We start from the raw sequence: 23,665 nt of genomic DNA, 5'->3' as shown, positions 1-23,665 counted from the left end.
CGCTGCGGCCAGGCCAGGGCCGCGCCATTCGGGGCCGGTCGGCAGGCGCGGGCCGGACCGCAGGCCGCGCCGGTCAGCGGGGCGGCAGGCAGACCCGGCCGGTGAACGCGGGGTCGGGCTGCGGGTCGCCCGCCCAGGCCGGGTTGGCGGCGAGCGGCAGCGGTGGTGCCTGCCAGGCGGCCCCGAGCCGCTGGATCAGCCCGTAGTCGCTGCGGATCCGCTGCACCTGCTTACCTTCGAGAAAGCTGATCAGGCTGCTCTGCACCAGATTCCGGCCGAGCAGCCCACCGTGGACGCCGGGGATCTGGAAGACCGGGATCCGGCTGAACTCCCCGGGTGGGGCCTCGGCGGCCGTGGTGGTGGGCAGGAAGGCGACCACCCGGACCCCGGGCACCGGGCACATGAGCTGGTTGCGGTAGAACGGCGCGTCGTCGAGCAGCGAACGGATGAACGGCTCGTCCGGCCCCTGGCCCGGACCGCCGAGCACGTCGACCAGCCCGAACATGACCCGCAGTTGCCAGCCGGTGACCACCCCCCAACCCCGGTCGACGTGCGGGGGCGGGTAGTAGGCCCGTCCGGCGTTGATCAACGGGCTGAACATGGCCAGCGACTCGACCGCCGGGTGCGGACGCCGGGCCAGGTAGGTGCGGGCGACCACGGCCCCCTCGCTCTCCCCGACCAGGGCGATTGGCCGGCCGGTCTCCTGGTGCAGCCGGTCCACCTGTTCCCCGAGCAGCCGTACGCTCTCGGTGACCGCGATGGTGGTGTCCGGCGGACCGTACGGCAGGGGCTGCCCGTCCGGCCCCAGCCCCCGGTAGGAGAACCGCCGCACCCGTGGGTCGGGGGGCCGCTCGCCGTGGTAGGCGGAGCCGTAGCCGGCGAGCACCAGCACCGCCTGGTCGACCTCCGGTGGCAGCCGGCGGTCGAGCACCACCGCCTCGATCTGCAGGTCACCGGCGGGTAGCACGTTGACCAGCAGCGGGACGACCGCCGGTACGGCGAGCGCCAGCAGCGCCGCCAGCGGGGTGACCGGGATCCGGGCCCACCTGACCCGGGACACCAGCAGCGCGGAGCGGATCGTCCGGTTCCACAGCAGCCCGTTCACCAGCCCGGCCACCGCCGCGACCGGCACCGTCCACCAGCCCGGCACGCTCCAGCACAACGCCCCGGCCACGGTCAGCACCACGAAGTTCAGCAGCGACCAGCCGACCATCGACACCGACGGCAGTCCCCGCCACCAGTCGGGTACCACGGCGGCCCGTTGCAGGAACGGCGCCAGCAGCACCATCGGCAGCAGCGACGCCAGCAGCACCCAGGACAACGCGACCACCGACGCGGCCACCGAGACCACCGCCCACGGCGTCACGAACAGGGCCAGCACCAGGGCGAGGACCAGGCTGCGCCGCAGCAGCCAGCGCACCGGCGGTCGGGGTACCTCCGTCGGCCAGGCCAGCACCACCAGGAGGGTGTGGAACAGGCCCCGGCTCACCACCAGCATGCCCAGCCAGAACAGGAAGTGCGGCCAGGATTCGTGGTAGACGTACAGCCAGCGCAGGTCGTGGTAGGTGTCGTACGGCCACACGGAGGCGTTCTGCGGGGCCAGTCCCTCGGCGGCCCGGAATCCCATCGCGACCAGCACGACGGCCTCGGTCATCGGGGACAGGCTGGTCAGGACGAGCAACCCGAGCAGCCGGCGGTCCCGTCCCCGCACCGCGCCCTCCCTCCGGCGTACCTCCCCTCTGGCAGGCTCCACCAGCGACCGACCCGATGGCGGGCAATGCGCCGGATTGCCCACAAAGAGGCGGGTGCCGGGGCGGCACGGGCGGGTGCCGGGGCGGCACGCGACCGGTCAGGTGGGGACGACGACGGCTTCGCGCAGCAGCCGGCGGGCGACCACGACACGGTCGGGGTCGTCGAGGCCGGGCAGGTCACCGACCCGGGACACCGTGCCGGTGAGCAACGCCCGGACCGCCTCCCCGCACACCGCCGGCCAGCTGATGGTCCGGTCGAACAGCCGCAGGGCCACCCGGTCCGGGCCGTCCCCGACGAGCTGCCACCGCAGCCCGGCGCGGAGGGTGAGGGTGCTGTCGAGGTTCACCGCGTGGATCGCGGCGGCCTGGGCGAGCGGGCGGATCGGCGCGGGTCGGGCCGCCGGCCAGAGACGCTGACGCAGCCGGTCGGCGACCGCCGCCGGGTCGGCGCGCAGCAGCCAGTCGCGGAGCGCGTCGACGGTCTCGGTCAGCTCGGGTTCCACCGCCTCCGGGTCGGCCAGGTCGGTGCCGAACGGCACGCCGGCCCGCAGCCGGGGATCCTCGGCGGCGAGGCCGAGCAGTTCCTCGACGATGGCGTACCGGGTCAGCGCCCGTACCCCGATGGTCAGGTGCAGCGAGCTGGACTCCTGCGCCTGGGCGCTGTGCAGCCAGCCGCGCGGCAGGTAGAGCGCGTCGCCGGGTTCGAGCACCACGTCGAGCGCGGCGGGACCCTCGGCGGTGGCGGAGACCTCGTCGGCCCGACCGCCCCAGGGCTGCCGTTCCAGCGGGTCCGGCAGCACCGGCGGGTGGATCCGCCACCGTTTGCGGCCGTCCACCTGCAACACGAAGACGTCGTGGGTGTCGTAGTGGGTGGCGAACCCCTGGTTGCCGGGCGGGGTGAGGTAGGCGTTGACCTGCATCGGCTGCCCCACGGCCAGACCCAGGTCGCGGGCCAGGTCGATCAGCGGCGGCCAGGTGCGGTGCAGGCCCTGCAGGACCAGGGTCGCGCCGTCGGCGTACTGCTCCATGACCCGTTCGTCGAGCACCTGGTCGCCGACCTCGGCGCCGGCCCCGCCACCGCCGGTCCACCGCGCCGCCGGCACGAGCTGGCCGTCCCGGGCGATCCGCAGGAACGGGGTACGCAGGCCGCGCCGGCTGAGCAGCTCGTCGGCGTCGGCGGGGCTGAGCAGGTCGGTGAAGCCGGCCGGCCGGGGTAGCTCGGCGGCCCGGGACAGCAGTGGGGCCCGTCCCCAGTGGGCGGCGGCGAACTTCGCCGGTTCGACGGCCACGCACCGGGCCAACGCGGCGAGGGCGGCCGGGGCGCCGGTGCCGGCGGAGTCGACGACAGCGGCGGAGGCAGCCAGGGAGCCGACGGCAGCGGCGGAGTCGCGGGTCGGGACAGCCGGAACCGCCGGGCGGCCAGCACGGCCGCCCGGCGGGTCGATGGTCGTCATCAGGCGTTACCGGGCGCCGCCGTCGGCGCCGCCGTCCTGCTGGCCCGGGGTGGCGCCCCCGTCAGCCGGGCCCTCCGCGCCGCCGTCGGCGCCGCCGTCCTGCTGACCGGGGGTGGCACCGCCGTCGGCCGGACCCTCCGCCCCGCCGTCGGCGCCGCCGTCCTGCTGACCGGGGGTGGCACCGCCGTCGGCCGGACCCTCCGCCCCGCCGCCGCCGGTCGTGGTGATGTCGTCGTCGTTGAGTGCCATCGGTGCTCCCTCGGATGTGCCGCCCCGCCCTACGTCGGGGGTGGTCGTACGGCCGGTGGTACCCGCCGCGCGATCTTCTCTAACCCCACCGTAGACGGCAGGCCACGGGCGTACCGGCGGATCGGCCCAGCCGCTGCGGCGGGCCCGCCGGTGATCGCCGACGGGCCCGCCGGTGGCGCGTACCGGGTCAGGGAATCATCTTCGCCAGGTCGCCCGGCATGGTGGCCCGTACGTCCGCCCACTCGCCCTGGGTGACGTGCCGGCGCAGGGTGTCCAGGACCACCTGCACCACCCGTTCCGGGCCGCCCTCGGTCTCGTACGGGAAGCCCTGCCGGACCTCGAACAGGAAGTCCTCCCGGTTGAGCTTGATCGGCACGTTCGACGGGTCCCAGCCGTCGAAGTAGACGCCCCGCACCAGCACCGGCAGCTGCGCCGAGAACTCGACGCTCTCCTGCACCGGCAGCCGGTCGCGCAGCAGGTGCAGGACGGTACGCAGCGCCGCGAAGGACTGGTTGCGGCGGTCCTTGGACCAGCCGTACGCCTGTTCGATGTCCTTGAGGATCAGATTCGTCTTGTCCAGCGATGACTCGAACACCGAGTTCGGTTCGTTAGCCATGTGCCCACCCCCGTCCGTCGGTCTCCCACCGTCGATGGTCGTCGCGCCGTGGTGGCGCGCCCGGGGCCCGCCACTGCCGGGTCGGGCTCACCCGCCCGGGCCGGGCCACGCAGCCGGGCCGCAGGTTCGGCGTCCCGGCCACGCGCACCACCGTGCCGTGCCGCTCCACCGTGTCGTGCCGGCGGTCCACTCGAACCGTCACGTCGCGCACCCCCGTTCTGCCCGTCGTCGCGCCGCACGCGGCGGCCGGCTCGCACCACCGCACACGCCCTCACGGTCCCCGGCACCGGGGTGAGTCGTCCTCACCCTCGGCGGGTGATTCCCGCCGCCCGGATCACCGGCCGGGCCCGCCGCCCGGCCCCCGATGCCCGGACCACCGGCCGGCCCCGACACCCGGACCCGACGCCCCGGACGGTCAGCCGGGCCTAAAGCCACGGGTCGCCGCCGCTCAGCCCCGCCGCGCCGGTGCGCCCTTGCGCCGCGGGCCGGCGTGGGCGGTGTCGAGCAGGCCGGCGAGGGTGGCCGCGTTGGTCTGCGCGTAGTCCCGGTAGCAGTTGTTCATGAGGACGTGGGTGCGGTCCGCCCGGTCGGCCAGTTCGCGCAGCCGCGGCACCCACCCGCGCAGCTCCCGGTCCGAGTAGCGGTACCCGAACTTCTCGTGGATGTCCCGGCTGGTCCACTTGTCGCTGTGCCCGTGGAAACGCACCACGGCCAGGTCGGTGGTGGCCGCCAGCACCGGCGGCACCGACGAGCGGTGGCCCTGCGGCATGTCCACGCAGACGTACGTCAGCCGGTGCCGGCGCAGCAGGTCGAGGGTCTCGGCGGCGTTGTCACCGGCGAACCAGGAGGCGTGCCGGAACTCGAAGGCCGGGCGCAGCGGCGCGCAGCGCCCCGCCACCTCGACCAGGTACTCCTTGTTGTCCCGCCGGAGGGTGAACCAGGGCGGGAACTGGAACAGCAGCACACCCAGCTTGCCCGCCGCCACCAGCGGATCCAGCGCGGAGAGGAAGCGCGTCCAGACCTCCTCGTACGCCTGGGCGGGCAGGTCGCCCGGGTAGACGGTCCGCTTCCCGGTCTCCGGACGCAGGTCCCGGTACAGCGCGGACACCCGGGTCGGGTGTCCGGTGAGGAGGCTGAACGCCTTGACGTTGAAGGTGAAGGCGGCCGGGGTACGGTCGGCCCACAGCCGGGCGGTCCGCTCGGCGGGTGGGGCGTAGTAGGTGGCGTCCACCTCGACCATGGGGAAGCACCGGGCGTAGTGGGCCAGCCGACGCTCGGGCGTGTCCGCCCCGGCCGGGTACCAGCCGGACTCCAGCAGGGTGCGGTCGGTCCACGAGGCCGTGCCGACCAGGATGTCACCCATCGGGACGACGGTCACCGCTCCGGCGCGACGCCGGAGCGGTGGCCCGGGTACCGGCGGTCAGGCGGCGCGCCGTTCGCGGCTCTGCTTGCAGGTGACGCAGCTGGTGGCGGAGGGGAAGATCTCCAGCCGTTCCACCGGGATCGGCGCGGAGCAGCCCTCGCAGTTGCCGTAGGTGCCCTCCTCCAGCCGGGCCAGCGCGTGCTCGAACTGGGCCCGCCGGTCGAGGATGGTGCGCAGCAGGGACTGCGCGGTGTCCCGTTCCGCGGTCTTGGTGCCGCTGTCGGCCTGGTCGTCCCCGGCCGTGTCGCCGACCTCCACCAGCCGCAGCACCTGGCTGTCCAGCACCGCCTGCTCGTACTCCGCGGACAGCTCGTCGTAGCGTGCCTGCAGGGAGAGCCGGATCCGGTCGACGTCCTGCGGGGATCGGCCCGTTCCGACCGTGTCGTGGACGAGCATCGCTGCCTGCCTTTCCTCTGGGATCGGGAAGGACCCCGAGCCGCCGGCGGTCACGTCCGGCGACGGTCCGCTTGTGAGCCGGCCGAGTACCCAACCTTGCGGTGGATCAAACCGCGGATTTCCGTCATCCTGCGGAGGACTCCACGAGGGCGGGGTGGCGGGGGTCGTCGACCCGGACCACCACGTCGGCGAAGGAGTCCGGGACGACCTCCTCGGCGTACCGGATGAACGCCGGCAGGGTCCACTCCTGGTCGGGGTCGGTGCGGCGGCGGAGCGCGGCCGGCGAGAGCGCCAGGTGGACGGTGACGTCGAAGGGCAGCGCGCCACCGAGCAGCAGCGGGCCGCTGACCAGCACCACGCCGCCGGGTGGCAGGTGGACGTAGCCGGCCCGGCTGGCCCGGTCGGTACGGGCGTCCCAGAGCGACGGCAGCAGGTCACCCCCACCGGCCGGCCCGGCCGGGTCCAGCACCTCGCGGCGCAGCCCCTGCTCGTCGTACCAGCCCTCGTAGTACGCGTCGGGGTTGGTCCGGCCGTGTTCGAGGCGGATCGAGGCCGGCCGGAGGAAGTCCGTGGTACGGACGTGCAGCACCGCCCGGCCGGCGGCACGCAGCGGGTCGACCAGCGCCTCGGCGAGCCGGTCGGGTTCGGCGGCGGGCGCGCCGTCCAGGGCGACCCGGAGCCGTCCGGCGACCGGGGTGTCGATCAGTCGGTCGGTCAGCTCGGCGACGAGCCGTTCGACGGAGATGGGGCGGATCCGCATCCGACCATGGTGCCGGACCGGCCCGTCGCCGGGACCGGACGGACCGGTCGAGGCAGGCCCCTGGTGCCGGACGCACCGGTCGAGGCCGGGCGGACCGGCTGGGGCAGCCATGGGGCCGGAACCGGGAACCCGGCCACCGCCGGCACTTCGCCCGGACGGTTGCGGCGGGCGGCGGTCAGCCCGTCCGGTCGACGGTTACCCGGGCGTCGTCGGCGAGCCGGTAGCCGACACCGTAGACCGTGGTGACCAGCGGGACGTCCACCCCGACCTTGCCGCGCAACCGGCGCACGTGCACGTCCACGGTCCGCACCCCGGCGTGTTCGTACCCCCAGACGGCGTTGAGCAGTTGCAGCCGGGTGAAGACCCGGCGCGGGTGGGCGACCAGGTGCAGCAGCAGGTCGAACTCCAGCCGGGTCAACGGCAGCGGCTCGCCGTCGCGTAGCACCGACCGGGAGGCGGCGAGGATGTGCAGGGCCGGCACGGTCGGCGCGACCGCCCGCGACGGCGTACGACCCGACGGGACGGCTTCCGGGCGACGGTCCGCCGCGGGCACGGCGGTGACCACGCCCTCCCCGCGCTCGAGCAGTTCCCGGGCGGCGTCCAGCAGTCGGCGGGCCGCCGGGGTCAGCGCCTCGTCGGAGGCGAGCGGGATGGACAGGGTCACGGTGAGGACGGGGGCCGCTGTGCTGGCCGGACGGCGCTGGCCGGCGGGGGGACGACCGGGGACCACGGGCTGGGACGTATGCCATCCGGCGCGCGACGAGGCGGGGCTGACCGACATGGTCCTCCTTGGCTGGTCCAGTGTCTCCCCACGGCCCGGGAACGCTCCTTCGATCGATGCTTCCCGGTACCAGTACGAGAATCAAGGGCGGCCGTGTTGCTGGAATGTGACAATTGGCGAACACATCGGAGCCGAATGCTCGCTCTGCGTACGAAGATGATTACAGCAGAAGCGTCGGGAAGGCCCGATGCGGGGGTGCCTTGCGGCTTTCACATCCATCTGACGGTGCCCGGGGAGACTTCCGTTCCCGGCCGGAAAGGATCAGTGGTCCCGGTCGATGACCACCGGCGCGTCGTCGGCGAGCCGGTAGCCGACGCCGTGCACCGTGGTGACCAACGGCACGGTGTCGCCGACCTTGGCCCGGAGCCGGCGCACGTGCACGTCGACGGTCCGGGTGACGGAGTGCTCGTGTCCCCACACCCCGGCGAGCAGTTGCCGCCGGGTGAACACCCGGCGCGGGTGCTCGGCCAGGAAGAGCAGCAGGTCGAACTCGATCCGGGTCAGACCGACGACCCGGGAGCCCCACCGCGCGTCCCGGGCGGCGACCGAGAGGGTCAACGTCTGCGGGCCGGGTCGACGGGGTACGGGAGTCGGCGCGGGCGCCGGCTCCCGGCGGGCCGGCTCCACCGGCGCCTCGGCGAGCGCCACCCGGTCCAGCCCCTGCACCCGGAGCACCCCCTCGCCCGTCTCGGCCAGTTCGTTGAGGAGTTCGACCAGGCGGGCCAGCCGGGGGGTCACCGCGCCGGGGGTGACGTCGACGGTGATGGTCAGGGCCGGGGCCACCCGGGGTCGCGGCGGTGCGACCAGGCGGGGCGCCGGGTACGGACGCGCGGACGTGGCGAAGATGGACATGCTGTCTCCCTGCTCTGGGTGCCGCGCGACGCGCCGGGTCGGCGGTCAGTACGGCGTGGGTCGGACGGCCACCGGCGCGACGGTGGGCGCCGGTGCCTTCAGGACGGTCGGGCCGAGCGTGGGTAGCCCGGCGATCGACCAGGCGGCGAAACCGCCGATGACGTCGGTGGCCCGGTGCAGGCCGATGTCCTGCAACGCGGCCGCGGCGAGCGACGAGGTGTAGCCCTCCTGGCAGAGGATCAGCACCTGGAGGTCGTACCCGACCGCCTGCGGCAGCCGGGCGGCGCAGCGCGGGTCGAACCGCCACTCCAGCACGTTGCGCTCGACGGCCAGCGCACCGGGGACGGTGCCGTGGGCGGCGCGCTGGGCGGCCGGCCGGATGTCGACCAGCAGCGCGCCCCGCCGGTGGGCCACGTGCGCCCGCTCCGGGTCGAGCCGGTGCAGTCGGGCGCGGGCGGCCGCGAGGATCTCGTCGATGCCGCGCGAGCCGGGCGGCGCGGTGACGGTGGGGCCGGGACAGAGGTCGGTGGTGTGCATCGTGCTCCTCCGGTGGATCAGGGCCTCACCAGGCCACGCCGGCGTGGGCGACCTCGGCGACCTGGAGCAGGCCGTCGGTGAGGCGGTAACGGGTCATCCGGTGCAGGGCGGGACGGTAGACGTGCACGCTGACCGCCGGCTGGTTTCCCCGGTTGGTCACCTGGTGCACGTGTCGGACACCGAACCTACGCCCGAGGCCGGGGGTGAGCTGGTGCGGGCGCAGCCGCCCACCGACGACGACCTCCTCGGTCAGGGTGCCGGAGACGACCAGGAAGGCCCCGGCGGAACCGCCGTGGTCGTGCAGGTCGGTGCCCTGGCCGGGCAGCCAGGTGAGCAGCCAGACCTCGTGGTCGCGCTGGGCCGCGAGCCGGGTGTACCACCGGTCCACGGGATCGAACCGGATCGGCAGCGGCGACGCGGCGTGGTGGCGGGCGACGGCGAGCAGGTCCGGTTCGGTGCGGCGGTCCATGGTGGTTCCTCGTGACTCTCGGGCGACGGAAGCGAACCCAGAATAACCGTTAAAACCTAGCGGGTTAGTAGGCTTTCCCGAAAGTTGGGACACCGGCCGTGGTCCGTCGGCTCAGGGCCGGACGGGCGGCCCGACCCGGTAACCCGGCACCGACGGCCAGCGGACCGTGACCAGCACCGAATCCCGCTCGGCGTACCACGAGTGATCCACGCCACGACCCCAGAGCAGGTAGTCGCCCGACATGCCCAACCGCACCGTACGGTCCGGCAACTCCACCCGGAACGCCCCGCTGACCAGCACCAGCAGGGCGGTACGCCGCTCACCGGTCGCCCACCGCTCGCGCCGCTCCCCCGCCGCGTGCACCCCCCACTTCACCTCCACGTCGGTGCTGTGCCGCACGTCGCCGTCGGCCATGAAGTGCCCCAGCAACCAGCCGCCGTTGCCGGCGCCGTCACGCCCGGCGTTGCCCACGTACACGCTGTCGTCCATCGTGCTCCCGTCCGTCGTGGCGTCGCAGGCTAGCAACCGGGGCTGGCTACCCTGGGCGGGTGACCGAGGAGCTGGACGACGCGACCCTGGCCTTCGCCCACCGGATGTTCGACCTGGCCCGGGGCGGTGCCACCGGGGAACTCGCCGCCCAGGTCGACGCCGGCCTGCCGGTCAACCTGACCAACAGCAAGGGCGACACCCTGCTCATCCTCGCCGCGTACCACGCCCACCCGGAGACGGTGGCCGCGCTGCTGGACCGGGGCGCCGACCACGGCCGGACCAACGACCGGGGGCAGACGGCGCTCGCCGCCGCCGTCTTCCGCAGCAGCGCCGAGGCCGTCCGGGCGTTGCTCGCCGCCGGGGCCGACCCGGACCACGGCAGCCCGTCGGCGGTGGAGACCGCCCGGTTCTTCGACCTCGCGCCGATGCTGGCGCTGCTCGGCCAGGACTGACCCACCATGGAGGATCCCCTGCCGGAACGGATGCGCGCCGCCGCCACGACGCTGCTGACCACGCTCGACGAACCGGCCCGCGCCGCGGCGGCCCACCCGTTCGACGACCAGGCCCGCCAATGGCTGGAGTACCGGCCGCGTCCCCGGGCCGGGGTCTGCCTGGCCGACCTGGACCGGGCCGGCCGCAAGGCCACCCACCGGCTGCTGGCCACCGCGCTCAGCCCGCACGCGTACGCCCAGGCGATGACGGTGATGTCGCTGGAGGAGGTGCTGGACCGCGCGGAGGGCTGGCGGCGCGGCCGGCACAGCGCCGACTACTGGGTGGCCGTCTTCGGTGATCCGGCGCACGACGACCGGTGGGCGTGGCGGGTGGAGGGGCACCACCTGTCGGTCAGCATGACCGTGGTGGCCGACGAGGTCTCCCCCGCCCCGATCTTCCTCGGCGCGAACCCGGCCGCCGTCCGGTACGCCGGGCGGACCGTCTCCCGACCGCTCGCGGCCGAGGAGGACCTGGCCCGCGCGCTGCTGGACACGATGGGACCCGCGGCCCGTGCCGCCGCCGTGGTGGCCGACCACGCCCCCGACGACATCATCAGCGCCACCCGGCCCACCGCGCCCGGCCGGATCGACCCGCTCGGCGTGCCCGCCAGCCGGCTCGGGCCGACCGGCCGGGCGCTGCTCGACCAGGTGGTCGCCCTCTACCTCGACCGGCTCCCGCCCGAGCTGGCCGCCCGGCAGGCGCACCGGCTGACCGGCGGGGAACTGCACTTCGCCTGGGCCGGGCCGGCCGGGCCGGGGCAGCGCCACTACTACCGGGTACAGGGCGACGACCTGCTGATCGAGTACGACAACACCGCCGCCGACGGCAACCACGCGCACACCGTGCTGCGTCGCCCGTCGGCCGACTTCGGCGCCGACCTGCTCGCCGCCCACCACGCCGAGGCCCACCCCCACTCCGGGTGACCCCCGACCGCCGGCTCCGGTCACACCGGGCGGCCCCGGTCATGCCGGCGCGACGGTCGGTCCGACCGCTCGGACGGGGAAGCGCCGCGCCAGCGGCCAGCCCCTGCCGGGCCGGTCGAAAGGCCGGACCGATCCAAAGGCCAGACCGCGCCGACGGTCGGGCCGGACCGACAGGCCAGGCCGCGCCGAAGGCCGGACCGACGGTCAGTCCGGTCGGACCGCCTCGATCAGGAAGCGGCGGGCGTGCGCGACGAACGGCCCCTCGGCCACGATCCGCTCGTGCAGCCGGCGCAGCTGCGGCCGGTACCGCTCGACGGTGAAGTCCGGGACCGTCCAGACCACCTTGCGCAGAAACCACACCACCGCCGCGATGTCGTGGAAGACCGTCCGCAAAGTGGCCTCCCGCAGGTCGACGACGGTCAACCCGGCGGCCTCGGCCCCGGCCACCAGGCGCTCGGGGCGACGCTCCGCACCCACCGGCACCGGACCCAGCATCGCCTCCACCAGCTCGTGCACCTGACCGGCGCCGATCTGCTGGGAGAGGTACCGCCCACCGGGGCGGAGCACCCGGGCGATCTCCGGCCACCAGGTGTCCACCGGGTGCCGGCTGGTCACCAGGTCGAAAGCGGCGTCCCGGAACGGCAGCGGTGGACGGTCGGCGACGGCCACCACGGTCGCGCCGACCCGACGCAGGTTGCGGCGGGCCACCGGCACGTTCGGCAGCCACGCCTCGGTGGCGACCAGCGACCGGGGCGGTCGGGGAATGCCGGCGAGCACCTCCCCACCGCCGGTGTCGATGTCCAGCGCGCTGTCGGCCCGCGCCATCCGGTCGGCCAGCAGCGTGGCGTAGCCCCAGGGGGGTCGTTCCTCGCTGGCCCGGCCCGTCAACCAGGCGAAGTCCCAGCCCTGGACCGGGACCGCGACCGCCTCGGCCACCAGGTCGTCGAAGTCGTCGTGTGTGGACACCGGGGCAGTCTCACCGGGCCCGGCCGGCCCCGACAACCGGTTTACCGGCGGTCAGACCCGCCGCTGCGCGATGTCCACGGTGGACCCGGACACCCCGCCGAGCGCGTCGAGGCTGCCCGGCTCCACCGGGCTCCGGTCGAACCGCCGGACCAGGTGGGTGCCGAGCCAGACGCCGAACCCACCCACCGCGAGCGCGATCAGCTCGGTGGCGATCAGCGCCCCGGACGCCCCGCGCCCCGGCGCGTCCGCCCGGACCAGGCAGGTCACCACGAACAGCGCCGCCGTCAGCACGTTGGCCAGGTTGAAGCTGATCGCGGTACGCCGGGTCGCGCCGGCCGGCACGTCCCACAGGTCCACCATGCCGGCCATCCCGGCCAGCGCCGCGGCGACCAGCCCCGCCACCGCCGTCCAGTAGCCGACCTCACCGAGGAAGGCCGGACCGCCGGCGAGGTCGAACAGGTCGAACAGGGTCGCGCAGACGAACAGCCCGAACGGGAACGTCACCAGCATGGGTTGGATCGGATGGCCGTGCACCCGCAGTCGGCTCTGCATGTCCCCTCCCCCGGGGTCGGCTCAACTCCTCACCCCCGGACTGCTACCCGGCGGGCGGCACGGCAAACGATCAACCCTCCCGGGGCCGGGAGACGGTGACCACCAGCCGCTCGGCGACCTCCCGCAACGGTATGGAGAGCGCCGTGGCGGCGCTGCGCAGCACCTGTAACGCTTCCGGTGCCGGGCAACCCCGCTGAGTCATGATGACACCGATCGCCTGTCCGACCACACCCTCCTGAAGAAGAGATCCGTCGATCTCGGCGGCCAGGGTGGCCTGTCGGGCCCGGCCACGTACCGCGGCCAGCAGCAGGCCGGCGTGCTCGGCGAGCAGCATCGCGGTGAGCTGTCGCCGTGCCGTCAGCGCGTCGGGCGTGTCGGCGTACAGGTTGAGCGCGCCGATGACCTGTTCGTCGACGTCCACCGGGGCGGACAGCACGGCCCGTACGCCGAGCGCGCCGGCCCGGTCCGTCCAGGACCGCCACCGCTGCTCGGTCGCCAGGTCGGCCGAGACCACCAGCTCCCGGCGGTGGATCGCGCTCATCGCCGGCGACTCCGGGCCGTGTCCGAGGTCGTCCAGCTCGGCCAGGCGGGCATCCGAGGCGGCCACCCCGGCCGGTTCACCGGCCCGCAGCACGGTGAACCCGCACCAGGACACCCCCGGCACCGCGTCCCGGGCGATGGTGACCAGTCGGGTCAGGGCCTCGTCGAAGTCGGTCACCTCGAGCAGACCGGCGGTCAACTCCCGCAGCAGCCCCGCGGTCTCCAACACGCCCAGAGTCTCCACCGCGGGATCGTGCATCTCCAGGTTCACCGGATCGCAGCCTCCGCCGCCACCGCGTCGGACGCGGCTCCCCCCACCGTCAGTACCGTCATGTTCACGTCGTCTTCTCCCGACTCCACGGACCCGGCCTACTACCCGCGCGAACCCGGGCCGAAACCGCACGAAAGGGGCCCTCCCCGCAGCGGACACGGTACGGGAGGGCCCCTTCTCGGACTCAGCGCGACCCGGAGCTGAGCCGGCGGCCCACCGACGCGATGAGCCGGTCCAGCTCGGAGCCGAACGGGTTGTCGTGCACCAGGTACGTCCAGGTGGCGCTCGGCCGGACCAACTGGGAGGCGTCCGGCTCCCAGTCGTCGTCGAACTCGGTCTCGGTGAAGGTGGCGATGGTGCGCGCCTCGATCTCCGGGATCAACGCGTTGAACGCCGGCACCGCGGAGCGGTGGAACTCGTCGAGCGGGTCGAGCCGGCCCAGCGCCCGCAGATGCACGCCCTCGCGTACCTCGGACAGCTCCGCGAGATGCTCCGCCCACAGCCGGTCGGTGTGGTAGAGGGCGATCGACCGGGCCACCCGGGTCAGCACGTCCTCGTCCATCTCGCCGGCCTTCTCCGGCACCCGGTCCAGCAGCATCAGCGCCGCCACCTCGCTGGTCAGCAGCCGCTCCCGCCGCTCGGCGAGCGCCTTGCGCTGCTGCTCGATCACCACGCTGTACCGCCAGGTGTTGCGGTGGATCTCGTGGTTGACGCCCTCGGCCACCCGCTGGGCGTGCTCCACCGCGAAGTCGACCTGGTCGTCGGTGACCAGGCCGTCGGCGTTCATCCGGGGCGACGGTGGGATGGCGTCGGCGGCGTGTCGGACCACCAGGTCGTCCTCCAGGCTGACGAAGAAGACCGAGCCGCCCGGGTCACCCTGCCGGCCCGCGCGGCCCCGCAGCTGGTCGTCGACCCGGCGGCTGTCGTGCCGGCCGCTGCCGATGACGTACAGGCCGCCCAGCTCGGCGACCCGGTCCCGGTCGGCCTGGTCGCTGCCGCCGAGCCGGATGTCCACGCCCCGGCCGGCCATCTGGGTGGAGACGGTGACCGCCCCGTACGCGCCGGCCTCGGCGATGATCGCCGCTTCCTCGTCGTCGTTCTTGGCGTTCAGCACCACGCACGGCACCCCGGCGGCGTTGAGGCCGGCGGCGAGCTGCTCGGACTCCTTGACGTCCAGGGTGCCGACCAGCACCGGCCGACCCGCCTCGTGGCAGCGCTTGATCTCGTCGATCAGCGCCTCCTCCTTCTCCGCCCGGGTGGCGTAGATGCGGTCCGGCTCGTCCACCCGCACGCACGGGGTGTTCGAGGGGATCACCGCGACCTCGAGCGAGAAGAACTCGCGGAGCTGGTCGCCGACCAGCACGGCGGTGGCGGTCATCCCGCACACCTTCGGGTAGAGGGCGACGAACGCCTGCACGGCGATGGTGCCGAGCACCTCCCCCTCGGCGGTGGCGTCCAGGCCCTCCTTGGCCTCCACCGCCGCCTGGAGCCCGTCCGGCCAGCGGCGGCGTTGGGCGACCCGGCCGCGCATCTCGTCGATCAGCTCGACGGTGCCGTCCCGGACGATGTAGTCGACGTCCCGGTGCAGCAGGGCCTGGGCGTGCAGCGCCACGTTCACCGCGGAGAGCTGGGCGACGTTCTCCTCGGCGTACAGGTCGATGCCGCCGAGCTTGGCCTCGACGGTGGTCAGGCCGGCGCTGGTGAAGGCGACGCTGCGACCGTCCTCGGCGACCGTGTAGTGCTTACCCTTGCGCAGGCCGCGCACCAGCGCGGCGGCGGTGTGCACCGGGTCCTGCTCACCGGGGACGGCACCGGCGAGCACCATCGGCACCCGGGCCTCGTCGATCAGGATGGAGTCGGCCTCGTCGACGATGGCGGTGCGCAGCGGCGGCTGCACCCGGTCGTCGATGTCGGTGACGAGCTGGTCGCGCAGGTAGTCGAAGCCGGCCTCGCTGACCGAGACGTAGGTGACGTCACGGGCGTACGCGTCGCGCCGCTCCTGCGGGGTGGACGCCTCGTTGACCCAGCCGACGGTCAGCCCGAGCAGGGTGTAGACCGGCTCCATCCACTGCGCGTCCCGGCGGGCCAGGTAGTCGTTGACGGTCAGCACGTGCACCGGGCCGTTGCCGAGCCGCACGTGGCCGTACGCGGCGATGGTGGCGGTGAGCGTCTTGCCCTCACCGGTGGCCATCTCGGCGACCTTGCCGGACAGCAGCGACATCGCGCCGAGCAGCTGCACGTCGTACGGCCGCTGGTCCAGCCCGCGCCGGGCCGCCTCGCGACCGATGGCGCAGATCTCGACGTACCCCTCGGCCTTTGCGGCGGCCTCGGTCAGCTCCGCGTCGTCGAGCCCGGCGAGCTCCTCCTCGCGGGCCTCGATCTGCGGCAGCAGCTTCTCCAGCGGGGCCAGGTCAACCGTGCTGCCCGGCCGCTGGAGGAAGCGCCGGAACCTGGTCTTCAACCGTTGCGACACACCCATGAGCGGCAACGGTACGCGACCCGGGCCGTCCGGCGCGGCCCGGTCGCCCCCGACCGTCCCGGAGTGTCGGGGACCGGGACGGTCCGTCCTGCTCCCGGCTGGCGCCGACGGGCGGGAAATCGACGCCGGTACGCGTGGCGGGTCAGCTCACCAGCAGCTGGTGGGCGGCGAGTTCCCGGTACAGCGGGTTGGTCTCGGTCAGCTCGTCGTGGGTGCCCACGGCGACCACCCGGCCGCCCTCGAGGACCACGATCTGGTCCGCGTCGACCACGGTCGACAGCCGGTGCGCGACGATCAGCAGGGTCCGCCGCTCGGCCGCCGCGTCGATGGCCCGGCGCAGCGCCGCCTCGTTGCGGGCGTCGAGGTTGCTGGTCGGCTCGTCGAGCAGCAGCACCGGCGGCCCGGCCAGCAGGGCGCGGGCGATCGCCAGCCGCTGCCGCTCCCCGCCGGAGAGCAGCACCCCGCCCTCACCGACCGGTACGTCCAGCCCCTGCGAGGTCCGGGTGACGAGCGCGGTGAGGTTGACCTCGGCGAGGACGGCGTGCAGCTGCTCCTCGGTGGCGTCCGGGGCGGTGATGAGCAGGTTCTCCCGCAGGGTGCCGGCGAGCACCGGGGCCTCCTGCTCGACGTAGCCGAGCCGGGCCCGCAGCGCGTCCCGGGGCAGGTCCCGGACGTCGACGCCGTCCAGCCGCAGGCTGCCCTCGGTGACCTCGTAGAACCGCTCGACCAGCGCCAGCAGCGTGGACTTCCCGGCGCCCGAGGGCCCGACCAGGGCCGTCCGGGTGCCGGCCGGCACGGTGAAGCTCACCTCGTGCAGCACCGGGCCGCCGCCGGACGGGTAGCCGAACCCGACCCGGTCGAACTCGATGGCCGCCGGAGCCACCGGTGGGGTGGGCCGGGTCTGCGCCGGGACCGCCGGGGCGACCCCGGGCGGCGGGCCGGCCGGGACAGCTCCGGCTACCAGGCCGGCCGGCACGGCCCCGGACGCCGGGACCTGGGGGGCGCCGGCGGCGTCGGTGGCCCCCTCGACCGGCACCGTGAACATCTCCTCGATCCGCTGGAGCGCGCCCAGGCCGGTCTGCAGCTGGGTGTACGCGTTCAGCGCCTGACCGAGCGGCATCACCAGGAAGAACAGGAACATGATGAACGCGACCAGGTCGCCGACGCTCAGCGCGCCGGACGCCACCCGGGACCCGCCGACGCCGAGCACCAGCAGGAACGCCCCCTGGATGGTGATGGTGCCGGCCGGGCCGACCACGGCCTGCACCCGGGCCACCCGCAGCCCCGCCGCGTACGCCTGCTCGGCGCTGGCCGCGACGGTCTCGGTCTCCCGCTGTTCGGCCCGGCTGGCCCGGATGGTCCGGGCGGCGGAGATGGCCCGTTCGACGGCGGAGGTCATCTCGCCGATCCGCTCCTGGGCGGCCCGGGACAGCTCGCGTACCCGGCGGGCCACGGTGAGCGCGAAGGCGAGGCCGAGCGCGACCCCGCCGAGGGTGACGCCGAACAGCAGCGGGTCGAGCAGCAGCATCGCGGTGGTCGCGCCGACCACCATGACCACCTCGGTCACCAGCTCGAACAGGCCGGAGGTGACCACCGCCCGCAGCAGGGTGGTGTCCGAGCCGACCCGGGACAACAGGTCACCGGTGCGGCGCTGGTCGTACTCGGCGATCGGCAGCCGCAGCAGGTGGCCGGCGAGCCGGCGGCGGGTGGTGAGCACCAGCCCCTCGGCGGTGCGTTGCAGCAGGTAGTTGCGGAAGCCGTCGAGGATCGCGCCGACCACCAGCACGGCGACCAGCACGCCGACGATGGGGCCGACCGCCCGGGACGCCGACACGGCGTCCAGGAGCGACCGGGTGAGCAGCGGCTGGGCGAGCGCGGCTCCGGCGCTGACCAGCGACAGCACGCCCACCACGACCAGGGTGCCGCGGTGGGCGCGCAGATAGGGCAGGAGGGCGGCGAGTCCGACGCGGGGGGATGGTCCGGTGGTCACCGCAACACGGTAACCGCCCGGTACCGCTCGGTTGATCCCCGGGACCGGCCGGGCCGCCGGACGACGGACCGCCGGCCGGCCGACCGCCGGATGCCCCGGACCCGCCCGGCCGAACGGTGACGCGGGCAGCAGGTCAGCTGCTCAGCAGGTCAGCACGACCTGGAGTTCCTGCCGGCGACGCTCGGCCAGGTCGGTCAGCAGGGCCGGGGCCTCCGCGAACGGCACCGTGGCCGAGACCAGGTGCGCGCGGATCAGCTCCCCCCGGTCGCGCAGCAGCGCGACCGTCTCGGCGGAGAGCCGTTCCCGGTCCCAGGTCGGGGCGAGCCCTCTCGGTACCCGGCCGATCTGGGCGCACCGCAGCGACAGCCCGTTGTGGTGGAACTCCTCACCGAACCGGACCTGGTCCGCCCCGGCCTGGTAGAAGGCCAGGTCGATGACGGTGCCCTGGGGGCGCAGCAGCCGCAGCGCGAGGTGCAGCGCCCACGCCTGTCCCCGACACTGGAACACCACGTCCGCGCCCCGGTCCCCGGCGGTGTGCGCCCACCTGGTCTTCAGCACCACCGCCGGGTCGGCGGCGTCCGGGTCGAGGGTCTCCAGGCCGAGCGCCTCGGCGACCTGCCGACGCTGCGGCGTCGGGTCGAGCACCACCACCGAGGCGGCCCCGTGCCGCTGGGCGAACAGGGCGGTGAGCAGGGCCACCACCCCGCTGCCGACCACCGCGACCCGACGGCCGGCCACCCCGTCGGCGAGCGAGCGCACGTCGGCGCCGTGCAGGTCGGCGGCGGCGTGCAGCAGACCGTTGGCGCAGATCGGCCCCATGTGCGCCACGTACACGCCGAGCAGCGGGTCGAGGTCGTCGGGGAGCGGCACGAACCGCTCGGCGACCGGGTCGGCCACGTACCCGGTCCGGTGGCCGTAGGTCATCGCGCCGACCGCGCCGACCCGGACCGCCGGGGTGGCGCTCTCCACCACCCGGCCGACCTGCATGTAGCCCAGCCGCCGCACCGGGTACGGGGTGCTCGCCGCGCCGGGCTGGAACAGCCCGAGGTCGGCGTTCCAGGTGACGTTGAGGTACGGGTTGGTCCCCTTGACGTAGCTGAGTTCGGTGCCGGCCGAGATCCCGCTGTACAGGGTCTCCACCCGGAAGGTGCCCGGACGCAGCTCGGCGGGCTCCTCCTCGACCAGGTCGACCTGCCCGGGGCCGCTGACCACCACGACCCGGTCACGCACCGACGGTCACCCCCATCCGGCCCGGGGCGGGCAGGGCCACCGGCCGTCCGGTACGGGCGCTCTCGGCGACCGCGCAGGCCAGCCGCTGGGTGCCGAGCGCCTCCGGGTACGGCACCCGGACGTCGTCGCCGACGCCCCGCACCGCGTCGACGAACGCCCGGTCGACGGCGACCCGCGCGCCGTCCGGGTCGGCGTCGAAGCGGCGTTCCCCGTCGGCGTCGCACACCGTCAGGCCGTTCTCGGTCAGCGACAGGGCCAGCCCGTCGGCGAGGATCTCCAGCCCGGCCCGGTGCTTCCAGCCGAGCACGCAGGCGGCGGCGAGGGTGCCCACCGCCCCGTCGGCGAAGCGCAGCGCCGCCGTGGTGACCGAGTCGATGTCCGCGCCGTCGACCGGCGGCGGGTTGCCGTCGCCGTACGCGGTGACCTCGGTGACCTCACCCACCAGCACCCGGATCAGGTCCAGCACGTGGGCCGCCTGCTCGATCACCGGGCCGCCCGAGCGGTCCCGGCGGGCCCACCAGTCCACCGGGGGGACCTTGTCCAGCCAGGCGCCGCTGACCAGCCGCACCGGGCGGTCGGCGAGCAGTTCCCGGGCCTGGTCCACCACGTGCAGGTAGCGCCAGTGGTGGCCGACCGCGGTGAGCAGACCCCGGCGGGCCACCCGCTCGGCGATCCGTTCGGCGGTGTCCAGGTCCACCGCGACCGGTTTCTCCACGAACATCGGCACGCCGGCGTCGACGATCGCCTCCTCGACCGGGCCGTGGGCGAACGGCGGCACGCAGACGTACACCGCGTCGGGCCCGGCGGCCAGCAGGTCGTCGATGTCCCGGAACGCCCGTCCGCCGTACCGCCCGGCGAGGTCCGCCGCCGCGTCGGGGGCGACGTCGGTCACCCCGACCAGTTCGACGTCGGCGAACCCGCCCAGCACCCGGGCGTGCCGTTGGGCCACCCCGCCCGCCCCGACCAGTGCCACCCGACACGCACCCATGCGCAGTCCTCCCCGCCCGTGTTCTGCTGTGCTCTGCCGACTGCCCGTACCGGCGCGGGGGCAAACGTTCACCTGGGGGAAATGGTGCAGGTGGGGCCTGTGATCAAGATGATGGGGGCAGATCGGTTAGGTGGCGGTCGCGGCTGGGAAATCCCTGGTCCGCGTCCCGCGCACAGCCAACGGCGGACGCCGTTACGACTATGGGGGTGTGCCAGTGCGGGATCCGGAATCGAGCGTGTCACCGGTGGTGGAAGCCTGGGCCACGTACCGCACGACCTCGGCGGACGAGTGGACGGCCCAGCGGCTGATCGCCGCGAAGGGGGACAACCGGGTCAGCGTGGTGTTGCCCGCCCGGGACGAGGAGGCCACCGTCGGGGCGATCGTGGCGACGATCCGGGAACACCTGATGGACCGGGTACCCCTGGTCGACGAGCTGATCGTGGTCGACTCGCGCTCCACCGACCGGACCGCGCAGGTGGCCCGGGCCGCCGGGGCGGAGGTGGTCGGCCAGGACGAGATGACCCGGTCGCTGCCCCGGCTCACCGGCAAGGGGGACGCGCTCTGGGCCGGGCTGGCCGCGGCCCGGGGGGACGTGGTGGCGTTCGTCGACGCCGACCTCCGGGAGTTCCGTCCGCACTTCGTCACCGGCCTGCTCGGGCCGCTGCTGACCGATCCCTCCGTCGACTTCGTCAAGGGCTTCTACCACCGGCCGCTGATCGGCCAGGCCAGCATCGAGCCGGACGGGGGTGGTCGGGTCACCGAGCTGATGGCCCGCCCGCTGCTCAACCTGTTCTGGCCGGAGCTGGCCGGGTTCGTCCAGCCGTTGGCCGGCGAGTACGCCGGTCGGCGCGAGGTGCTGGCCCGGGTGCCGTTCGTCTCCGGGTACGGCGTGGAGACGGCCATGTTGATCGACCTGCTGGAGCTGGTCGGTCTGGACGCGCTGGCCCAGGTGGATCTCGGCCAGCGCAAGCACCGCCACCAGGACACCGCCGCCCTGGGCCGGATGTCGGCGCAGATCATGCTGACCGTCTGGTCCCGGTTGCAGCGGCGCGGCTGGGCGCACCCGGACGCCGTGCCGGCCACCCTGCTGACCCAGTTCCGGCGGGGTGGCTCGGACGCGCTGCCGAACCTGGGCCGGGAGATCGTGGTCAGCGACATCGCCATCCAGGAGCGCCCGCCCCTGGCGGAGCTGCGACACCTGGTGCCCCGCCGCCGGGTGGCGGCGGCGTGACCCGGCACCACCATCCGCGTGCCACGTGACCAGGCACCATCCGCATGCCGCGTTACCCGGCACGACCCGCGTTCCGCGTGACCCCGGCACCATCCGCGTCCCGTGCGACCCAGCACCACCCGCGTTCCGCCGAGGGAAGGAAGATCCCGTGAGCCGTACCGTGCTGATGAACGCCGGTCCCTGGTTGTCCGTGCCGCCACCCGGGTACGGCGGCATCGAGAACGTGATCGCCACGCTGGTGCCGGAGCTGCGCCGGCTCGGGGTACGCGTGGTGCTCGCCTCCGTCGACACCAGCACCCTGCCGGTGGACGAGCGGTTCTCGGTCTTCCCCGACGGGCAGTTCTCCGCGCTGCAACGCCCGTACAACCAGGTCTGCGGGCTCGCCCAGGCGCACCTGGCCGGGGTGGTGCGCCAGCTGCACGCCCGCGACGACATCGACCTGGTGCACGACCACGTGGAGGCGGTCGGCCTGGCCACCCTCGCCGCGATGGGCCCGGACGCCCCGCCGGTGCTGCACACCCTGCACTGGGACCTCGCCAAGCACCCCGCCCTGTACGGCCAGCTCGACGGCGGTGACCGGGTCCGGGTGAACGGGGTGTCCGCGTCCCAGCTCGCCCGTGCCCCGCAGGCGCTGCGCGACCATTCGGTCGGGCACGTGCACCTGTCCACCCCGCTCGCGGTGGACGCCGACCGGCGGCCCCGTCCGCTCAAGGGGGACCACGTGGTCGTGCTGGGCCGGATCAATCCCGGCAAGGGGCAGGACGTGGCCGCCCGGCTGGCCCGGCGGGCCGGCTTCCCGCTGGTGCTGGCCGGGCCGGTGGGCCCGTACCATCGTCCGGCGGACCTGGCCGCGGCGGGTGCGGACGCCCGGCAGAACCCGGACGTCCGGTTCTTCCTCGACGAGGTGGCCCCGCACGTCGACGGCGACCGGGTGCGCTGGGTGGGCACGGTGGCCGGCCGGGAGCGGGACGACCTGGTGGCGTCCGCCCGCGCCATGCTGTTCCCGCTGCGCTGGGAGGAGCCGGGCGGCACGGCGGTGGTGGAGTCGCTGGCCCTGGGCACCCCGGTGGTCGCCACCGGGCGCGGCTGCCTGCCCGAGCTGATCGAGCACGGCCGCACCGGGCTGCTGACCGACGACGAGGACCAGCTCGGGGAGCTGGTGCTGGCCGCCGGCCCGCTGGACCCGCAGGAGTGCCGGCGGGAGGCCGCCGTCCGGTTCACCCCGGCGGTGATGGCCCAGCGGTACGTGGAGCTCTACGACCGGGTCGGCCAGCTCGCCGCGCCCCGCCTGCTGGCGGCCTGACCCCACCCCTGACTGTTGTCACGGTGGCTGTCGGTGCCGGTTTCGGCGCAGCCCCGGAGGGTACTGGCGGACCACCGGGGGCACGAGATCATCGGGACGGACGGAGCAAGGACCATGTCGAGGCGGATCACCTGCCAGGTACGTGACGATTCGCCCGTCACGGTGGTCCGGTTGGCCGGCACCCTCGATCTGGAAACGATGCGTCCGGTGCACGCCGTCCTGGACCGCTGCCTGGCCGCCCAGCCGGACGCGCTGATCGTGGACCTGGCCGGGCTGCGGGTCCGGGACCAGCTGGCGCTGTCGGTCTTCGCGGCCACCGCCCGGCAGGCGGCGGACTGGCCGGCGGTGCCGATGGTGCTCTGTGCCCCGCCGCCGGACGCGGCGGGCTGGTTGGCGGAGTCGACCGCCTGCCGGGTGGTGCCGGTGCGCGGCAGCTACGCCGAGGCCAGCCGGGAGGTCAGCGGGGCCGCGCCGCGCCTGCGGGTACGGCTCCAGCCGGTCGCCGACGCCTGCCGCCGGGCGCGGGAGCTGGCCCGGGACGCGTGCGGCCGGTGGAACCTGCCGGAGCTGGTCGGCCCGTCCTCGCTGGTGCTCAGTGAGCTGGTCGGCAACGTGGTCCGGCACGCCGGCACCCCGATGCAGGTCACCCTGACCCTGCGGCGGCCGTACCTGCACGTGGCCGTCACCGACGGGAGCCGGGCGGTGGCCCGGCCGGGGAATCCGCGCGCCGACGCCGAGGGTGGGCGGGGGTTGCTGCTGGTGCGGGACCTGACCCAGCGTTGGGGGACCTCCCCGGTGGGGAACGGCAAGGTGGTCTGGGCGATGCTCCCCGCACTGTAGCCGTTACGCCCCTTTTCCCGCTTCTCGCCTGGTTTGATGGTGAGAGCGGCGGGTAGTCACGCCCGTCCTATCTCCGGGCGCGG

Annotated in this window: 25 protein-coding genes; 5 read left to right on the top strand and 20 right to left on the bottom strand. The window is 74.4% G+C overall.

What is annotated here, in order from left to right; genetic code table 11:
- Positions 1 to 73: 73 nt before the first annotated feature.
- From PVK37_RS18960 to PVK37_RS18900, 13 genes are all read right to left on the bottom strand, one after another.
- The gene (locus PVK37_RS18960) at positions 74 to 1,711 is read right to left on the bottom strand and encodes a lipase family protein (RefSeq protein ID WP_275028816.1); all 1,638 of its coding nucleotides are present in this window, start codon (positions 1,709 to 1,711) and stop codon (positions 74 to 76) included.
- A gap of 138 nt (positions 1,712 to 1,849) precedes the next feature.
- Positions 1,850 to 3,205 (bottom strand): cupin domain-containing protein, encoded by a 1,356-nt coding sequence (locus tag PVK37_RS18955; RefSeq protein ID WP_275028815.1) that lies wholly within the window; start codon positions 3,203 to 3,205, stop codon positions 1,850 to 1,852.
- 6 nt (positions 3,206 to 3,211) lie between these two features.
- On the bottom strand, positions 3,212 to 3,454 hold the full coding sequence (locus PVK37_RS18950) for a hypothetical protein (protein WP_275028814.1): 243 nt from the start codon (positions 3,452 to 3,454) through the stop codon (positions 3,212 to 3,214).
- A gap of 187 nt (positions 3,455 to 3,641) precedes the next feature.
- A complete protein-coding gene (locus tag PVK37_RS18945) occupies positions 3,642 to 4,070 on the bottom strand; it encodes a DUF2267 domain-containing protein (RefSeq protein ID WP_275028813.1) in 429 nt (142 codons plus the stop codon).
- Positions 4,063 to 4,272 (bottom strand): hypothetical protein, encoded by a 210-nt coding sequence (locus tag PVK37_RS18940; RefSeq protein ID WP_275028812.1) that lies wholly within the window; start codon positions 4,270 to 4,272, stop codon positions 4,063 to 4,065. The genes PVK37_RS18945 and PVK37_RS18940 overlap by 8 nt, the downstream gene beginning before the upstream one ends.
- Positions 4,273 to 4,518: 246 nt before the next feature.
- A complete protein-coding gene (locus PVK37_RS18935; protein WP_275028811.1) occupies positions 4,519 to 5,433 on the bottom strand; it encodes a DUF72 domain-containing protein in 915 nt (304 codons plus the stop codon).
- A gap of 57 nt (positions 5,434 to 5,490) precedes the next feature.
- Positions 5,491 to 5,889, bottom strand: a complete 399-nt coding sequence (locus PVK37_RS18930; protein WP_275028810.1) for a TraR/DksA family transcriptional regulator — start codon at positions 5,887 to 5,889, stop codon at positions 5,491 to 5,493.
- 124 nt (positions 5,890 to 6,013) lie between these two features.
- Positions 6,014 to 6,649 (bottom strand): nucleoside/nucleotide kinase family protein, encoded by a 636-nt coding sequence (locus PVK37_RS18925; RefSeq protein WP_275028809.1) that lies wholly within the window; start codon positions 6,647 to 6,649, stop codon positions 6,014 to 6,016.
- 175 nt (positions 6,650 to 6,824) lie between these two features.
- Positions 6,825 to 7,430 (bottom strand): winged helix-turn-helix domain-containing protein, encoded by a 606-nt coding sequence (locus PVK37_RS18920; RefSeq protein ID WP_275028808.1) that lies wholly within the window; start codon positions 7,428 to 7,430, stop codon positions 6,825 to 6,827.
- 261 nt (positions 7,431 to 7,691) lie between these two features.
- Positions 7,692 to 8,282, bottom strand: a complete 591-nt coding sequence (locus PVK37_RS18915) for a winged helix-turn-helix domain-containing protein (protein ID WP_275028807.1) — start codon at positions 8,280 to 8,282, stop codon at positions 7,692 to 7,694.
- A gap of 45 nt (positions 8,283 to 8,327) precedes the next feature.
- Entirely contained in the window at positions 8,328 to 8,819 is a 492-nt protein-coding gene (locus PVK37_RS18910) for a rhodanese-like domain-containing protein (RefSeq protein WP_275028806.1), read from the bottom strand.
- Positions 8,820 to 8,844: 25 nt separating this feature from the next.
- Positions 8,845 to 9,288, bottom strand: coding sequence for a cysteine dioxygenase (locus PVK37_RS18905; RefSeq protein WP_275028805.1), 444 nt, complete (start codon positions 9,286 to 9,288; stop codon positions 8,845 to 8,847).
- 111 nt (positions 9,289 to 9,399) lie between these two features.
- Positions 9,400 to 9,777: a signal peptidase I gene (locus PVK37_RS18900; protein WP_275028804.1), complete on the bottom strand. Its 378-nt coding sequence runs from the start codon at positions 9,775 to 9,777 to the stop codon at positions 9,400 to 9,402.
- Between the two features lie 59 nt (positions 9,778 to 9,836).
- Between PVK37_RS18900 and PVK37_RS18895 the strand changes: the two genes are divergently transcribed.
- Positions 9,837 to 10,229, top strand: a complete 393-nt coding sequence (locus PVK37_RS18895; protein ID WP_275028803.1) for an ankyrin repeat domain-containing protein — start codon at positions 9,837 to 9,839, stop codon at positions 10,227 to 10,229.
- Positions 10,230 to 10,235: 6 nt separating this feature from the next.
- The gene (locus PVK37_RS18890; protein WP_275028802.1) at positions 10,236 to 11,192 is read left to right on the top strand and encodes a DUF3500 domain-containing protein; all 957 of its coding nucleotides are present in this window, start codon (positions 10,236 to 10,238) and stop codon (positions 11,190 to 11,192) included.
- Positions 11,193 to 11,396: 204 nt separating this feature from the next.
- Here the strand turns inward: PVK37_RS18890 and PVK37_RS18885 are convergent, their stop codons facing one another.
- From PVK37_RS18885 to PVK37_RS18855, 7 genes are all read right to left on the bottom strand, one after another.
- On the bottom strand, positions 11,397 to 12,158 hold the full coding sequence (locus PVK37_RS18885) for a class I SAM-dependent methyltransferase (protein ID WP_275028800.1): 762 nt from the start codon (positions 12,156 to 12,158) through the stop codon (positions 11,397 to 11,399).
- A gap of 51 nt (positions 12,159 to 12,209) precedes the next feature.
- Positions 12,210 to 12,710: a DUF2231 domain-containing protein gene (locus PVK37_RS18880; protein ID WP_275028798.1), complete on the bottom strand. Its 501-nt coding sequence runs from the start codon at positions 12,708 to 12,710 to the stop codon at positions 12,210 to 12,212.
- Positions 12,711 to 12,780: 70 nt separating this feature from the next.
- On the bottom strand, positions 12,781 to 13,509 hold the full coding sequence (locus tag PVK37_RS18875; protein ID WP_275035172.1) for a GAF and ANTAR domain-containing protein: 729 nt from the start codon (positions 13,507 to 13,509) through the stop codon (positions 12,781 to 12,783).
- A gap of 196 nt (positions 13,510 to 13,705) precedes the next feature.
- Entirely contained in the window at positions 13,706 to 16,000 is a 2,295-nt protein-coding gene (gene secA2 / locus PVK37_RS18870) for an accessory Sec system translocase SecA2 (RefSeq protein WP_275028797.1), read from the bottom strand.
- 142 nt (positions 16,001 to 16,142) lie between these two features.
- Positions 16,143 to 17,990 (bottom strand): ABC transporter ATP-binding protein, encoded by a 1,848-nt coding sequence (locus PVK37_RS18865; RefSeq protein WP_275028796.1) that lies wholly within the window; start codon positions 17,988 to 17,990, stop codon positions 16,143 to 16,145.
- A gap of 141 nt (positions 17,991 to 18,131) precedes the next feature.
- Complete coding sequence (locus PVK37_RS18860; RefSeq protein WP_275028795.1) at positions 18,132 to 19,220, bottom strand: zinc-dependent alcohol dehydrogenase; 1,089 nt, start codon at positions 19,218 to 19,220, stop codon at positions 18,132 to 18,134.
- Positions 19,213 to 20,208, bottom strand: coding sequence for a Gfo/Idh/MocA family protein (locus PVK37_RS18855; RefSeq protein WP_275028794.1), 996 nt, complete (start codon positions 20,206 to 20,208; stop codon positions 19,213 to 19,215). Before PVK37_RS18855 ends, PVK37_RS18860 begins: the two co-directional genes overlap by 8 nt.
- 247 nt (positions 20,209 to 20,455) lie before the next feature.
- On the opposite strand from PVK37_RS18855, the gene PVK37_RS18850 reads away from it, so the two are divergent.
- From PVK37_RS18850 to PVK37_RS18840, 3 genes are all read left to right on the top strand, one after another.
- Positions 20,456 to 21,439, top strand: a complete 984-nt coding sequence (locus tag PVK37_RS18850) for a glucosyl-3-phosphoglycerate synthase (RefSeq protein WP_275035171.1) — start codon at positions 20,456 to 20,458, stop codon at positions 21,437 to 21,439.
- A gap of 148 nt (positions 21,440 to 21,587) precedes the next feature.
- The gene (locus PVK37_RS18845) at positions 21,588 to 22,742 is read left to right on the top strand and encodes a glycosyltransferase (RefSeq protein ID WP_275028792.1); all 1,155 of its coding nucleotides are present in this window, start codon (positions 21,588 to 21,590) and stop codon (positions 22,740 to 22,742) included.
- A 114-nt stretch (positions 22,743 to 22,856) separates the two neighbouring features.
- Entirely contained in the window at positions 22,857 to 23,582 is a 726-nt protein-coding gene (locus PVK37_RS18840) for an ATP-binding protein (RefSeq protein WP_275028791.1), read from the top strand.
- Positions 23,583 to 23,665: the final 83 nt, after the last annotated feature.

This window comes from Micromonospora cathayae (assembly GCF_028993575.1).
GTDB lineage: Bacteria > Actinomycetota > Actinomycetes > Mycobacteriales > Micromonosporaceae > Micromonospora > Micromonospora cathayae.
This window is presented reverse-complemented; position numbering and strand designations above follow the sequence as displayed.